Source organism: Carboxylicivirga litoralis (assembly GCF_025499605.1).
Classification (GTDB): Bacteria; Bacteroidota; Bacteroidia; order Bacteroidales; family Marinilabiliaceae; genus Carboxylicivirga; species Carboxylicivirga litoralis.
The window spans coordinates 41,155-57,046 of the sequence record NZ_JAFMVC010000001.1; the positions used below are offsets into that span (position 1 = coordinate 41,155).

Annotated in this window: 15 protein-coding genes; 2 read left to right on the forward strand and 13 right to left on the reverse strand. The window is 38.7% G+C overall.

The genetic code is table 11. The features are described from left to right. Window positions 1-3: 3 nt before the first annotated feature. From J1N10_RS00185 to J1N10_RS00230, 10 genes are all read right to left on the reverse strand, one after another. Complete coding sequence (locus tag J1N10_RS00185) at window positions 4-894, reverse strand: lysophospholipid acyltransferase family protein (RefSeq protein WP_262324651.1); 891 nt, start codon at window positions 892-894, stop codon at window positions 4-6. Continuing rightward, entirely contained in the window at window positions 894-1,133 is a 240-nt protein-coding gene (locus tag J1N10_RS00190; RefSeq protein ID WP_262324652.1) for an acyl carrier protein, read from the reverse strand. The genes J1N10_RS00185 and J1N10_RS00190 overlap by 1 nt, the downstream gene beginning before the upstream one ends. Window positions 1,134-1,164: 31 nt before the next feature. Then, entirely contained in the window at window positions 1,165-2,391 is a 1,227-nt protein-coding gene (locus J1N10_RS00195) for a beta-ketoacyl-[acyl-carrier-protein] synthase family protein (protein WP_262324653.1), read from the reverse strand. Between the two features lie 5 nt (window positions 2,392-2,396). Continuing rightward, window positions 2,397-3,122, reverse strand: coding sequence for a 3-oxoacyl-ACP reductase FabG (gene fabG / locus J1N10_RS00200; RefSeq protein ID WP_262324654.1), 726 nt, complete (start codon window positions 3,120-3,122; stop codon window positions 2,397-2,399). 23 nt (window positions 3,123-3,145) lie between these two features. Next, window positions 3,146-4,696 carry an HAL/PAL/TAL family ammonia-lyase gene (locus tag J1N10_RS00205; RefSeq protein WP_262324655.1) on the reverse strand — a complete coding sequence of 517 codons (1,551 nt, stop codon included), beginning with the start codon at window positions 4,694-4,696 and terminating at the stop codon, window positions 3,146-3,148. Between the two features lie 112 nt (window positions 4,697-4,808). Then, complete coding sequence (locus J1N10_RS00210) at window positions 4,809-5,744, reverse strand: alpha/beta hydrolase (RefSeq protein WP_262324656.1); 936 nt, start codon at window positions 5,742-5,744, stop codon at window positions 4,809-4,811. A gap of 538 nt (window positions 5,745-6,282) precedes the next feature. Continuing rightward, window positions 6,283-6,786, reverse strand: a complete 504-nt coding sequence (locus J1N10_RS00215) for a flavodoxin (RefSeq protein ID WP_262324657.1) — start codon at window positions 6,784-6,786, stop codon at window positions 6,283-6,285. Between the two features lie 185 nt (window positions 6,787-6,971). Next, a complete protein-coding gene (locus J1N10_RS00220; RefSeq protein ID WP_262324658.1) occupies window positions 6,972-7,322 on the reverse strand; it encodes a DUF6686 family protein in 351 nt (116 codons plus the stop codon). 98 nt (window positions 7,323-7,420) lie between these two features. Next, a complete protein-coding gene (locus tag J1N10_RS00225) occupies window positions 7,421-9,058 on the reverse strand; it encodes a hypothetical protein (RefSeq protein WP_262324659.1) in 1,638 nt (545 codons plus the stop codon). A gap of 3 nt (window positions 9,059-9,061) precedes the next feature. Beyond that, the gene (locus J1N10_RS00230) at window positions 9,062-9,847 is read right to left on the reverse strand and encodes an ABC transporter ATP-binding protein (protein WP_262324660.1); all 786 of its coding nucleotides are present in this window, start codon (window positions 9,845-9,847) and stop codon (window positions 9,062-9,064) included. A gap of 232 nt (window positions 9,848-10,079) precedes the next feature. On the opposite strand from J1N10_RS00230, the gene J1N10_RS00235 reads away from it, so the two are divergent. Continuing rightward, the gene (locus J1N10_RS00235) at window positions 10,080-11,363 is read left to right on the forward strand and encodes an L-cysteine desulfidase family protein (RefSeq protein ID WP_262324661.1); all 1,284 of its coding nucleotides are present in this window, start codon (window positions 10,080-10,082) and stop codon (window positions 11,361-11,363) included. A gap of 70 nt (window positions 11,364-11,433) precedes the next feature. Here J1N10_RS00235 and J1N10_RS00240 read toward each other — a convergent pair whose 3' ends face one another. Together J1N10_RS00240 and J1N10_RS00245 are read right to left on the reverse strand one after the other, a co-directional pair. After that, window positions 11,434-11,892 carry a VOC family protein gene (locus J1N10_RS00240; protein WP_262324662.1) on the reverse strand — a complete coding sequence of 153 codons (459 nt, stop codon included), beginning with the start codon at window positions 11,890-11,892 and terminating at the stop codon, window positions 11,434-11,436. A 241-nt stretch (window positions 11,893-12,133) separates the two neighbouring features. After that, window positions 12,134-13,264: a M14 family metallopeptidase gene (locus J1N10_RS00245; protein WP_262324663.1), complete on the reverse strand. Its 1,131-nt coding sequence runs from the start codon at window positions 13,262-13,264 to the stop codon at window positions 12,134-12,136. Window positions 13,265-13,492: 228 nt separating this feature from the next. Here J1N10_RS00245 and J1N10_RS00250 point away from each other — a divergent pair, with 228 nt between their 5' ends. Further along, entirely contained in the window at window positions 13,493-15,136 is a 1,644-nt protein-coding gene (locus tag J1N10_RS00250; protein ID WP_262324664.1) for a M28 family metallopeptidase, read from the forward strand. Window positions 15,137-15,216: 80 nt separating this feature from the next. Here J1N10_RS00250 and J1N10_RS00255 read toward each other — a convergent pair whose 3' ends face one another. Next, window positions 15,217-15,816, reverse strand: a complete 600-nt coding sequence (locus J1N10_RS00255; protein WP_262324665.1) for a MarC family protein — start codon at window positions 15,814-15,816, stop codon at window positions 15,217-15,219. Between the last annotated feature and the right edge of the window lie 76 nt (window positions 15,817-15,892).

The window sequence follows — 15,892 nt, forward strand, 5'->3', positions numbered from 1 at the left end:
TTTTTATTTTTCGCTGTTCCAAAACTTATGGTAGTTAAACCATTGTAATGGATATTTCAGCACCATCTTTTCTAAATATTGAACGTATTCAAATACCATTGTTTCCGTGCTTGCCTTTTTAAGGTCAGGTTTGCGAAAACGTGGGTAAACTTTTCCTTTGGTAGCATAAAAGTGATAGTGGCGATTGCTTTCTTTGAGTGTAAACACAAAGCTGACTGGTATCGAATAGCGACTAGCCAGCATCATAGGACCGATTGGAAAGGCTGCTTTAGCTCCTAAAAAATCAAGTTCTACAATTGGGCTTCCTTCAACAAAACGATCGCCATGCATGGCCACCAACTCTTTATTTTTAAAGGCTTCAATCACACTAAACATGTGCGACATATCGTCCTTTATTGGAATGATATTGACCTTCTTTTCTTCCATTGCTTTTTCCAGGACTTCTTTCAGGTTTTGGCGTTCAACCTCCACCATCAGAATATTTATCACTGAATCAACTCGTTCAAGCAATTCGCCGGCCACTTCCCAGTTACCCATGTGAGCCCCTAAAAGTAAACCGCCCTGCTTGTTTTCAACCAGTTCGTGCAAATACTCTTCGCCTTCAAAATCAAAGGTAAATTGCTCTTTCTGACCCGAAAGAATTGCAATTTTATCAATCAATACCTTGCCTAAAAACACATAGTTGCCATAAATGCTTCGTATGGTTTTAAGCTTGCTATAATTCAGCCTTTTATGATAAAAGTGGAAAATCGATTTCTTGTTTGAGAAAATCAAATAAAAAAACGAAACCGGTCTAAGCAAAAGATAAGCTAATCGAACATCTTTCTTCAACAAAGAAATAAAGATTCGATACCCTAGCGGACTTCCTTTTGACTTCCCCGTCCACTTGCTCATTAGGCGTTCTTTTCGATATATTCGTATAAATCAGCCAACACACGGATATCTTTCATCTCTTCGCGCTGCACTTTAAAACCGAATTCTTTCTCGATAATTACTACGATGTCAACAAAATCAAGACTCTCTAAGCCTAAGTCATCAATCAGGTGGGCATCATCGGCAATAACATCCTGCTCAATCTCAAATTCGTCGATCAAAAATTCATCAACAATTTTTTTAATCTCTGTTCTTTCCATGTTTGTTGTCGGTTATATTCTTCTCTAATCCTTATTTCTTATACTTCGATAAAATTATCGTTGAGTTCGTTCCGCCAAATCCAAATGAATTCGAAAGAACTGTATTTAATTCCTTTTCAGTCGTTTGACTTATGATATTCAACTTGGATGAATCTTCATCAGGCGATTCAAAGTTGATATTTGGTGCAATAAACGACTTATCCATCATGATTGATGAATAAATTAATTCGCTGGCACCACCCATCCACATCTCATGGCCCGTCATTGATTTGGTAGAACTAATTGGCGTTTTACAACCACCAAAAACGGTATTTAACGCACGTGCTTCCATGGTATCACCTACTGGCGTAGACGTGGCGTGTGCATTTACATAGTCGATATCCCTGGCCGCCATATTGGCATCTTGCAGGCAACGCTCCAATGAGATGGTTGGTCCTTCCTGGTTTGGTACCGAAATATGGTCGCCATTAGAAGAGAAACCATATCCATTAATTTCAGCCACTATGTCCGCTCCTCTTTTTAAAGCCGATTCCAATGTTTCAACCACCAACGATGCTCCTCCTCCACTTGGAATCAGTCCATCCCTGTTTTTATCAAACGGACGAGACGCTGCCTGTGGGTCATCGTGACGCACTGAAAAAGCTGATAAGCCATCGAAGCTCCCCATTGATTCAGGGTTAATCTCCTGTCCTCCTCCACATAATACGATATCCTGATAGCCATGTTTAATCAGGAAATAAGCCATTCCCACTGCATGCGAGCTACTGGCGCAAGCTCCACTAACCGTAAAATTTATACCACGAAGCTTGAAAATAACCGACAAGTTCATAGAAATGGTTGAGTTCATGCTCTGGAAAATTGAACCTGAACCTAACAAGGTAGTATCTTTTGTTTCGCGAACACGGTCGATAGACTCAATTACAGGAATGGAAGAACTATCGTTACCATACAGGATACCCACTTCGTTCTTTTCTAGGAAATCCATGTCGATTTTAGCATTTTCAAATGCTTCAACCGTGGCCATATAAGCATATTCACCCTGCTCAGGAATACCAATACGTTGTCGGCGCGACAAAAGCTTTTTAAGATTAGGGCGTTCCAACTTACCTGTTAGCATCGATCTAAAACCTAGTTCTTTGCGGTTCTCATCCAATCCAATGCCCGAGGTGCCTTTGTATAATGAATTGGTAACTTCTTCAATATTCTTTCCAAGAACCGAATAGATTCCAACACCTGATATAACAACTCTTCTATCCATAGTAATTAGCTATACATTCCGCCGTTAACAGCAATTGTTTCACCTGTAATATATGAAGCATCTTCAGATGCCAGGAAGCCTACCACGCCAGCCACTTCTTTGGCCTCTCCGAAACGATTTAACGGGATCATTTTTTTCCACATTTTTTCGTCGATGTGTTCAGTCATTTCGGTTTTAATAAAGCCAGGAGCAACACAGTTAACCGTCACCTTCTTTTTACCAACTTCCATAGCCAAAGACTTCGTTGCTGCCATCACAGCGCCTTTTGACGCTGAGTAATTAACCTGTCCCGGATGCCCTTTCTGACCCGATAAAGACACAACATTAATAATTCGTCCGAATTTATTAACTATCATACCTTCCAATACCTGACGAGTGACATAAAAGAAACTGTTTTGATTAGTGGTAATTACTTTGTTCCACTCATCATTGGTCATAAAAACCATCAGGTTGTCGGCTGTAATACCTGCGTTATTAACCAACACATCAATATGCTGATCATTTTTGCTCATCCAACCACCCAATACATCACTTACTTCATCAGCACTCGAAACATCGAATGGTAATAATTCACCTTTACCATCCTGTTCTTCTATTTCAACAAGTACCTTTTTGGCTTCTTCATGATTTGAACGATAATTGATCAGCACATAAAAACCTTGCTCAGCTAATTTTAATGATACAGCTCTGCCTATTCCTCTTGAACCACCTGTAACTAATGCGTACTTCATTACAATCTAATTTACTATGCCACTTACTTGCCTTTTGGCAATTCTACATACGTATTAAACAAATGATTAACCATACGCTCAATCTCCTCGTATTTAGGCGTGTCTTCAACAAAAACAGGAACAATCGCTCTTAGTTCATCATAAATATTTTTGGTGAATGAAGAGAGTTTATCAGCTACTTTCAAATAATCGATAGCCTGCAGTAAAGCCATCATTTCAATAGCCTGTACCTGGTAGGCGTTATCAATAACACGTTTTGTAAGCATTGCCGAGTTAGTACCCATACTCACAATATCCTGGTTATCGTTATTAGTTGTGATACTATGCACGTACATTGAATTGGAAAGCGTTTGGTTTTCGGCCGCTGTTGAAGTAGCCGTAAACTGCACACCCTGCATACCCAGATTAAGCCCTAATGTACCTAAGTTGACAAACGGAGGTAAGATTTCGTTGATCTTGCTATTGAATAAGAATGCGATTTGACGCTCAGCCAGCATAGACACGCGTGTTACCGCTAACTTCAACTTATCCATCTCCAATGAAACGTAATCGCCATGGAAGTTACCTCCGTGATATACATTTTCATTTTCAACATCCACAATTGGGTTATCGCTTACCGAGTTGGCTTCATTGATAACAACATTAGTAGCCGCCTCAACTGTTTCATGAACAGGACCTAAAATCTGCGGTACACAACGCAATGAATAATATTCCTGTACTTTTCTTTTAAAGATGCGTTCATCGGCATTATTCGTAAAAAAGTGATCTTCACGACGAGAAATCAATTGACTGTCACCTAAAATATTTCTCATGGCAGCAGCAATTTTATCTTGTCCATTATGCTTCTTCACCGAGTTAAGCACAACAGAAAAGTGATCGTCAAACGACATCACAATCTCGTTAAGCATCACCGAAGCAATCAACGACCAGTTTAATAACTGCTTTGACTTGATAACATTAACCAAACCAACGCCAGTCATCACGGAAGTACCATTGATTAACGATAACCCTTCACGCAACTTCACCTCAATTGGCTCTACATTAAGCTCTTTAAAAACTTCTTTTGTAGGTCTGAATTCACCTTTGTAGGTCACATGACCTTCGCCGATAAGCACTAATGCCATGTGAGCCAGTTGCACTAAATCGCCACTAGCTCCTACTCCACCATGCTCTGGCAAGAAAGGATAAATATCAGCGTTAATTAATTGTTGCAATAGCTTGATGCAGGAAGGGTGAATTCCAGAATGTCCCTGCATAATAGCTCGCATACGAACAAGCATTGACGCTTTGGCATAGATAGAAGGGATTTTCTTCCCGGCTCCTGCCGAATGGCTTCGAATTAGGTTATATTGTAAATCGATTAACTTATCATCGTCAATACGATACTGAGCCATTGGCCCTAATCCGGTATTAATACCATAAATTACTTTGTCTTTTGTGAACTCTTTTAAGAATTCGAAACTCTTCTCGACAATACTATAACTCTCTGAACTAACTTCAACTTCATCACCATTTATTAGGATGTTAAAAACATCTTCCATGGTTAATGGTAGTTCGCTATTTAACCTTATCATAAATGAACAATTGCAACGTATAATTAATAAGGCTGCAAAGAAAGCAAAATCTTATTAATTTTTAACATATGCGCAATCATTGTTTTTCCAAAAAATGATAAATAGTCGAACTTTAATGATGAGTGGACACATTAGATTTTTTAACTCTATAATCGAATCCATTCAACAATTGCTGATACATCGTAAACACTTCATCTTTACTGTCAGGCATATCGCCAGTGAAGAACGAATGGCTATTGTAGCGAGGCTTCTGCCGCCCAATTATTTCTGACATATCAATATAGTTAACAGCACCTAATCGTTCGCTTTTAACACGCACACCAAGTGGTCGCTTCGAATGTGTAAATAGCCGAAGACCTCGGAGTAAAAAATCGTGCCTATTGGATATGATATATATGTTGTTTTGAATACTAAGTTTTGATAGCCACTCAGCATGGTTTTTATCGTTAACAGCTGCACTGTTCAATATAATATTGTCAAAAGGGCGCACTTCATTATTGCCCTGCAAATAGAATGCATAATCTTTTAAAAACTGGTTGCCTAAACTGTGTGCCATTAAACTTACCTTCGCATCAGGATTTTTCTTAGCAAACTCACCACGCAACGAAAGAAAAAAAGCGAACTGTTGTTGGTGCTGACGAATAATGTTTTTGGCTTGCCGAAGATTTGTTTGTTTCCCTTTACTATTTCGATATGGCCAATAGAAGAAAATAACTCGGACGCCATAGCTTCGTTGAATTTGGAGCGAACGCTTAATTACATCGTCTAATTCTTTACCATATCCATGAACATAAAATAAAAAATTACGCCCTTGAGCCTCTTTATCATTTTGAATATCGCCAACACTAACGGATTTATACATTACCGTATCCTCTGTATTGACTAATTGAAATATACTATTTGAATTGTTTTCTTTTATTGCCTCTTTGTTTAACAACAGATTACTATCAATATCATCTCCGGACGCAACAAAATAAAGTGTTTCAGACGAGGTAACTTCAGCAAAACAAGCAATTAAAAAGGTCAGTATGAATAGCATTCTAAGCATAGCCACAAACATTAATTGTTTAAGATATAACGCTTAATTACTATACATTGTTCTTTTAAGGAACATTTCAAATTACGTAACAGAAACTTAAGACAAGTTATACTCCACGCCTAAAAACACAACTACTAAGTCTCTAGTATTTTTAAGAATTTCTTTTGGAAAATGGATATACTACTTCCCTTGGTTACATCCCAACAAAGTGTCGATGATAAAATCCTTTTCGGTGGAGAATAGATAAGACAGGGGGTGTCAAAAACCTTAGCGCTTTAGCATTTTTTCCGACAAGACTGATGTACATTACCAGGTTGCTAAACCTTTCATGCTATTAAAACATGATGACCAAATCATCATTCTATATAGAAAAAGAACAAGTCACAATTGCTGGTAGAATTTTATACCTTTTGGTGTACGTTTACACCGGAACAAATGAACATTGGAATCAGGCAACTGCAACCTGTTCTATTCAACTGAGACCCAATAAGAGGTAAGGCAAAAAGGTCTAATAATAAAACTCAATATTATAGTCTCAGGTATATCTTTATGACAGATGATGGCGTAAATCAGTCACCCATTTACTGATTCGCTCATCTGTTTTATCACTTTCGTTATCTTCATCAATAGGCAAACCTACAAACTGGCTTTCAACTTCTGCCGTTGAAGCATCATAGCTGTAGTCTTCAACCGACACCATACCTACAAGCTCACAACCTTTGTTAGCAATGGCATTATAGATTGTTCCCATACCATCTACAAAAGTATCCGGATAAGCATCGGCATCGCCTAAGCCGAACAAAGCCACTTTTTTACCTTCTAAATTGGCAGATTTAAGCTCGCTGATAAAACCTTCCCAGTCATCTTGCAAATCGCCCAACCCCCATGTGCTGGTTCCTAAAAACAAAAATTCATACTTTTCAATTTCTGAGGCAGATGAATCTTCAACATTAATCAACTCAGCTACATTATCAATTTGTGCATTGATAGCTTCTGCTACGTTTTGGGTATTACCGGTACTTGTACCGTAAAATATTGCTGTTTTCTTCATTTTATTGATTGTTTTGAGTCACACAAAATTATTGGCCTTATCCTTGTAACACAATCGCTATTAGTTGGGCTTTTCATTACTAAATCATAAACACAGCTACTCCTTCCCAAAGCACCTAATTCATTCATTAAAAAAGCATTCCCCAAATGAACTCCCAACTTATTGCTACTAACAAGTAATGATGACTAGTTAGTACCCGGTTGAATACCTATCTCTTTAACTGATAAAAATGAATCTGGAACAAATACATCTTTCTTGCATTTTAGTAAGCGTTGCAATTCTTTTAATTCCCGTCCATTAAGCATCATCGAAGCATTTTTATGACCGATCGGAACAATTATTTTGCGCGAATACACAATGTCAGAATTGAGTGCTTCGTAATAACAGCCATCCATGCGGGCAAAGCACCTTTGAAAGTATTGAAACTCCTCTTTATTGAATGAGAATAAAAAATTATGAAATTCTATATGAATCTTTTCACAATTGGGACAAATAAAAACACGACCATTAGGTGTTTGACTTAGAACTCTATCCATAGACAATTTTTATTTCGAATATGGAAGAATTTCTAATCTCACACAATCCCTAAATATTGGGAAAAGTGGATCAAATCGAATAACCCGCTTAAGCCATATTACCGTATTGATCTTGCCCGAACACTTCTATAACTCAATGAAATAATCAATGGCAACAACACACAAAGCACAATACCAATTGCTACATGAGTTAAAGAAACAAGATATACCAAACCAATAATTGCTCCAATCAAAAACATACCCAAAAACATGCGTAAAGTCTGTTCTCCTTTATTTACCATTTCTCGTGCCTGAGAAAAAGGCAGGGGATTAGCCTGAATACGTACCAATAAAATAGCCAATACAGCACTTAAGCCAGCACCTAAGAATACATAAGGCAACACACTGATGCCCCAAATCCAGATGATTGGAATCAAATACAACACCTGCAAAGGCAGGTAAAATGTAAATAACATGGCTTTTATGGCTCCAGACTGAATATGGTACCTCTGGCTTGTTGAAGCCATATCATATATCCATGCAGCTTTTGGTGTATCGGTATATGGTATAACAGATATGCCAATAGTTCCGAAGAAACCTGTTAACACAAATAATAAGTATTTTGACGAGTTTGCCAATTCCGCTATATAGCTTGAGAAATCATTAATTTCAGGTTTTAAAAATGCAATTACCATTATTAAACTGTAGGCAAACATCGGGTATACCTGTTGTTTAAGCTTACGGTCACTTTTGATATGCTGCATTGTAAATTGCCAACCTGCCTTTTCAACTTCCGACACACAAAGCAAAGCCACTAGTTTATTTTTCCACCCTTTGACTGATTTTTGTTCAACTGGTTTCGCATCTTTCGCATTTCCAGTTCTCGATTCGGATAAGAGAGCTGTAAAACCCAATGAGAGAGCACGTATTAGCAATAAACTTCCCAGAGCCAGAATACCTACTGCTATACAAGTCAAAATAACATCCATTGAAGTGCCTACGCCCGTAATAAACTTTGTTAAGCCAGCAAACCATACCGATGGTAACAAATAGGCCCACCAAACAGGCTTAAACATGAGTGTTTCAACATTTGCATTTTCCATATAATGGGGCACCAACTGGTAGCTTGCCATAATAACAACTGCTAATGCTATTTGAAAATAATTAAGCACATCTTTAAAACGTTCGGCACTTATAAAACGAGCCAGCCCCATATAAAAACCAACTGCCAAAATTAAAGTAAACCAGGCACAAAGAATCACTGCTACTAAAAACACGACGGACAATAAGCCATGGCTGATAGCTAAATAGATGGCAAACGGCAAACTAAGTGCTAAAGCGATGTTGCTCATATAAACTGTTATATGTGCCAAACGAACCAATAATAAAGTACGTGAGGTTACAGGGCGTGGCAGCAATATTTGGTTTTCATTATCATCAAATAAAACAGCTGTAAACTCGGTTAGAAGTATAGTTCCCTCAAAAACAATGAGAAATGCAAAAAACACCGACAACTGAAGCATCAAATCCGAAATTCGATAAAGACTAACAATAATTATTGCACCCAAAAAGGCATAGATAAATAACTGCTTAATAAGCGTTTGCTTCTTACCTGCCGACTGAAAACTATTGGGAGCACGACGAAAATCAATTTTCAACTTGGCATCCAATAGCACCCAAAAATGGTTAATATCAACTCCTAATATCTTTAAAAGTAGATTAAGAGGTGATACCATTAACTTTTTTACTGTCTTCATCTCTTAGTCCTTAAAAACATTATCAAATGCAACAGATTCATTAGCCCTACTTTCGCCACCTGTTAATTTTGCAAACAATTGCTCCAGCGACGCTTTACTATCTTGCTGCAACTCTTCAAAGGTTCCATCCGCAATCACCTTACCATCATCAATCAGAATGATGCGATCTGAAATTTTTTCCACCACATCCATCAGGTGCGAACTATAAAAAATAGTTTTGCCTTGTTGTGCCAGCCTAGTCAACATATCTTTCACCAATATCACTGAATTAGCATCTAAGCCCGAGAGCGGCTCATCTAGAAACAATATATCCGGATTATTAATTAACCCGGCGATAATTAAAATCTTTTGCTTCATCCCCTTTGAAAAGGTATCCATGCGCTGATTGGCATGTTGATCCATTTCAAAATACGCCAGTAAGGACTTAGTGCGTTCGCCTATCAAAGCTGGTGACATATCGAATAACGTACCAACCAAATTCAGATACTCATTGGGTGTTAAAGCCTCATAAAGTGCGCCATTTTCAGGCACATAACCAATCATCTTTTTAATTTTCAGATCATTGCCCCGCAATGGAATACCCATAACTTCAATATCTCCCTTAAAAGATGTAAGTATCCCACACAAAATTTTAACAGTAGTGCTTTTTCCGGCCCCATTCGGACCTATATAACCTATTATCTGTCCTTTATTAATACTTAAATCAATGCCTTTCAGCACATGTTTTTCGGCAGCACCTCTGCCAAACGATTTATTTAGTCCGCTTATTTTAATACTTATATCTGTCATATGATTTGGTTATTATCATCAGTTTCAAAGCTATTCTTCAAATGCTTAACAAAAATAATTATTTGCTGATACTTTAACTATTTATAAGGTAATTTCTCGGAACGCATCCACGTTACCTTCAGCAGTAAATTTCATGATTTATCTCACCTGTGCGATTAATCATTTTACATATATGGCTATCTGTATATTTTTATGCCATCATTTACAAATAACCAGTTCAATTAATTAAAATATGGACAAGTCAGATAATCGCTATTCGGCTTATGTGAGCATTCTTCATGAAGAATTAATGCCTGCTATGGGATGTACTGAGCCCATTGCTATTGCCTATGCAGGAGCGATGGCCAGAAAGATATTAGGCCAGCTACCAGAACGCGTTTTGGTTGAAGCCAGCGACAACATTATTAAAAATGTAAAGAGTGTGGTAGTACCCAACACCGGCAACTTGAAAGGTATTGAAGCCGCTGCCATAGCTGGCATCGTAGCTGGTGATGCTGACAAGGTTCTGGAAGTTATCTCCTATGTGGAAGAAGATAAAAAAAGAGAAATTGGCGAATTCCTTAACACCAACGAAGTAAAAGTTAAGCCTGCTAACAGCGATGTTATTTTTGACCTCATCGTTCATGTGTTTAAAGGCGATGAGTGTGCATCTGTTCAGATATCGCATTACCATACTAATATCGTTAAAATTACCAAAAATGGTGAGACTACTTTGTACAATCATCACTGCGACGATTTAAATACCAAGCACAAAACCGACCGCACCATTATGAATGTGAAGGACATTGTGGACTTTGCCGATTCGGTTGACTTAAACCTTGTGAAGGATGCTTTAAAACGTCAGATTAAATATAATACAGCCATTGCCAATGAAGGGATTAAAAACAATTGGGGCGCAAATGTTGGCTCGGTATTGTTAAAAACTTGGGGCGAAAACGACATTAAAGTTCGTGCTAAAGCTTTTGCTGCAGCAGGCTCTGATGCCCGTATGAGTGGATGTGAACTTCCGGTTATGATTGTTTCGGGCAGTGGAAACCAGGGACTGGCCACTTCCGTGCCGGTTATTGAATATGCCAAAGAGTTAAAAGTAGATGAAGACACCCTGCTTCGTGCTTTATTGGTTTCTAACCTGGTAACTATTCATCAAAAAACGGGCATAGGACGACTGTCTGCTTTCTGTGGTGCTATTTCTGCAGGCGTGGGTGCCGGTGCAGGCATTACATACCTATATGGAGGTAAATACAAAGAGGTGGCACATACCATTGTTAATGCATTAGCAATCGTTTCAGGAATTGTGTGTGATGGTGCCAAACCATCGTGTGCAGGTAAAATTGCATCTGCTGTTGAAGCTGGCATATTAGGTTACCACATGTATAAAAATGGCCAGCAGTTTTATGGTGGCGACGGCATTGTAGTAAAAGGTGTTGAAAACACAATTAAGAATATTGGCCGATTAGGAAGCGTGGGCATGCGCGAAACCGATAAAGAGATTATTCGCATGATGTTGGGCGAATAGACACTCATCCATTCAACAACTTAAAATCCTCCTTGCAAGACCTCTGACAAATTCTGGTAAGGAGGATTTTTTAATCTATCTGTATCAACTGAATATAGTTCCCATTGTCGTCATCAAAAACAGCTTCGTAGCCAAAATCCGTTTTCTCCGGTTCTTTTTTGAACTTCACTCCTTTTGCTTTTAATTCTTCTACAGTAAGAGCAATATCCTCGGCACTAAATGACATAACAGGTATACCCATTTCGTATAATTTCTTTTTGTATTGCCGGGCAATTTCAATACCTCCAGGCTCTGTTGGTTCCAATAATATATTAACGCCATTGGGTACCAGGGGCGATTTTACAATAGCAATATAATGCTCTGGCATAAACATCACTTCCTCAAAGCCCAGCACTTCGGTATAATATTTAAATGCTTTTGCCGGGTCAGCAACAAAAATACTGACCATTGCCACTTTCATAGGGTGTTTGTTTTGAGCCATCGTATTATAAGAAATAAGTATTAACAGCAATAAAAGTATTTTTCTCATATTATTCAATCTCTCTCATTATTTATTTCATATAATATTGATTGCAAACATTGTACTATAATTTCACACCAACTTTACAAGCTGATTTCTCAAAGTTATAAGTGCTACATCATGTCATGAACTTAATCGTTGCCGACTATGAACTACAGTCAATAAAGCACCACATGGTATCAAATTAAAAAGTCACTACAGAAAGCATCATTTTCAAGTAGTGACTTTTATGATACTTATTTAATTAAGCCTACAAATCATCAACAATACTCAATAGAGTAGTTACCAGTGATTCTCCTAATTTAATAGAGCGCTCCGACGACCAACCAAACACATCATCAGGTATATTATCGTTTTGCTTAAATGGCATTTCCAGAGTTTGCGATAAACAGCGAAACTCTTCACCCAGGTTTTTAGAACCAATTTGCAGGTTGGCTTTGCCCGGCTCGTTCTTTGGGTAACCATATTCTTTTTGCATATCAGGATTAATAGCCATCCAGTTATTGATAAAGCTTTCGGTCAGGCTTTTCAGTTTATCATCAAACGACGGGATGCCTTCAATACCTGATATAAAGTTATATGGTAATGCTTCGTCACCGTGGACGTCTAACACAAAGTCCATTCCTGTAGCACGCATTTTTTCTTTCACATAGTACACTTCAGGACTGTACTCAACAGATGGTTCGGCCCACTCGCGGTTAAGGTTAGCTCCTTTGGCATTAACACGCAGATTACCTAGAATACTGCCATCAACATTCATATTAGGCACCAGGTAAAAGTTGGCTTTATCCAACAAGGTCTTTGCCGTTGCATCATCTTCATCCAACAATCGTTCAATCAATCCTAACATAAACCACTCAGCCATCGATTCGCCAGGATGCTGACGGGCAATCACCCATAATTTCTTCTTCCCCTCATCATCATCGCCTATTTTCAAAAAGTCGATAGGTCGACCTTGAGTTGTTTCACCAATTATCTCCAACTGACAAAGAGGTGACTGCTGCGCATTATTAATCAAATCGAGGTGTTGCTCATATGAGAAAGGTGCAAAATAGGCAAAATAAACCGTATCAAACTCCGGTGTAAAATCAATACTCAACACTCCATCGGAATACGTTGTGGGCACCTGAAACCATGTTTCGCGGTCGTAAGAAGCTCGCGCCTGGTAGTTTTCCCATCCATCAGGATAAGCAGCCTCGCCAGCATTGGTCAAGTGCAACTTGCAATTTTGTTCTTTAGCACCCTGCATTCTAAAATAGAACCATTGCAGAAAGTCAGAATTCGTGTCTTTTCTAATTTTCAATTGAATATTATCCGGATTATCGGCCTTGATAACCTCAATATTTCCGGCATCGAAAGTGGAGGAGATATTAATTTTCATTATTAAAGAATTTTATTCGTTTTGTAGCAGATATAAAAATAGGTATTACAAGTTTGGCATCAAAAAGGTGGCTTCTGATTTAAATCAGGTTATTTTGGTTTTGAGTTTCCTGTTTGGGGTTTACGATTCGACAGTTCGACAAACAACCAGTTTAACAAATCATCAAATTAACAATCCTCCACTTCCTGATAAACCCTATCTTTATAAACTCAATACAAAACCCATATCATGCTTAAACAGATCAGTATAGCACTATCTTTATTGCTAGTGGCGGCTTGTACTAACAATGAACAAGCCCTAAAAAAGGCCGAGTTGGTCATTTCCACCGACCAGATGAAGGAATACATTATTGAACTGGGTAGCGATGCCTACCAGGGAAGAAAACCTTTCTCAAAAGGAGAACAACTCAGCATTGACTATCTGCAAAAATGCTTTAAAGAAATAGGTTTAGAACCTGCCAATGGCAATAGTTATCTGCAACGAGCTCCCTTGGTAATGATTAACGGAGAAGTGAGCAAGCCACTAAACATCACATCTGCTACAAATAACATTTCGTTAAACTATTCAAATGACTTTGTTGCTTTCTCTCGTCAAATGAAACCCAAACTGGAGCTAAAAGCATCTGAGATGGTATTTGCCGGGTATGGCATTGTAGCACCTGAATACAACTGGAACGATTACGCTAACCTGGATGTAAAAGGTAAAACAGTAGTCGTGTTGGTAAATGATCCTGGATTAGATTCGGGACGTGATGCCTTTTTTACAGGTAATGCTATGACTTACTACGGTCGATGGACCTACAAATATGAAGAAGCTGCTCGTCAAGGTGCCGAAGCGGTATTTATCATTCACGATGATAAAGGAGCTGGCTACCCCTGGTCGGTGGTCGTGAACTCAGCAGCTGTTGCCAAGGTTTATCCCGAGTCGGAAACTAACTATAGTGAACGTTGCCAAATGGAAGGCTGGATTCACCAATCAAAAGCTAAAGAGTTATTTGCAAGTATCAACATTGATTTAGAGCAGCTGATTAAAGAGTCGAAGCAAAACTCTAATACGGGTTTTGCAATGCACACAACTGCCAGTACATCCATTACCAACACCTGGAAAAAGGATGTTTCACACAATGTGATGGGTATGATCAGAGGTACCGATCTGGCTGATGAATATTTATTTTACTCAGCTCACTGGGACCACCTGGGCATTGGCAAAACCATTGATGGCGATTCAATATACAATGGTGCTGTAGACAATGGCACATCGTTAGCCTGGATGATGGAGATAGCTCGTGCTTTTAAAGCTATGCATGAAGCTCCTCGCCGTTCAGTAATTTTCTTCGCACCTACTGCTGAAGAGTCGGGCTTAAACGGTTCGGGCTATTATGCCAACCATCCGGTGTATCCGATAAATAAAACGGTGGCCAATATCAACAATGACCTGATGCTGCCTTTTGGACAATGCAAAGATGTGATGGTAACTGGTTATGGCAAATCCGATTTAGACGATTTATTAGCCGAAGAAGCACAAAAACAGGGGCGCTATATTTTGCCAGATCCCAATGCTCATACCGGCATGTACTATCGCTCCGATCATTTTAGCTTTGCACGAGTTGGCGTGCCTGCCTTGTTTGCTCGAGGTAACAACGATCATCGCGAGAAAGGCAAAGCACACATGAGCGAAAGAGAACAATACTGGATTAATAACTGCTACCACAAGCCTGGTGATGAATACGAAGACTGGTGGGACCTAACAGGCGTTCAGGAAGATGCGAAACTACTGTTTCGGGTAGGCTGGCGCATTGCCAATAGCGATGTTTATCCGCAATGGAAAGAAGGTTCTGAGTTTAAAGCGATACGCGATAAACAATTTGAATAACTCATCACTTAAACACATACAATAAAAGGCTCGCATCTTAAATAAAAATGCGAGCCTTTTATTTCATATTTTACCTGTAATTACCCCTGAAATCCCTTTATAAACTCCATAACAATATTGCCAAAATTGGTCATAAATAGCTTCACCGACATGGCCAATAGAATGATCCCAAAAAACTTCTTCATCACATAAATACCGCCTTGCCCCACGATGCGCTCAACCAATTTGGATGATTTAAGCACAAAATAAACCACTACAATATTTAAAAAGAGCGCAATGATAATGTTGATAGTATCATACTCGGCACGCAATGATAATAAAGTAGTAAACGAACCAGCTCCTGCAATCAATGGAAAGGCGATTGGCACAATGGAAGCACCAGATGGCGAATCGTACCTGAATACTTCAATGCCTAATATCATTTCAAAGGCCATAATAAGCAGCACAAAGGAACCTGCAATGGCAAAGGACGAAATATCGACTCCAAACAAGCCAAGCAAAGCCTCACCTACAAATAAAAAGATAATCATAATAACAAAAGCCACCGATGTAGCCTGAAACGCCTTTATCGGCCCGCTTTTCTTTTGCAAATCAAGAATAATGGGAAGAGAACCCAGTATGTCGATAACGGCAAACAATACAATAAAAGCCGATACAATTTGTAAGAAGTTAATTTCCATAGCATGAGATTTTGAGCAAAGGTAAAGAAAAATATTAGCGTCCAACGCACAGTGCTCAGTGTACTAAAAAAGAAGA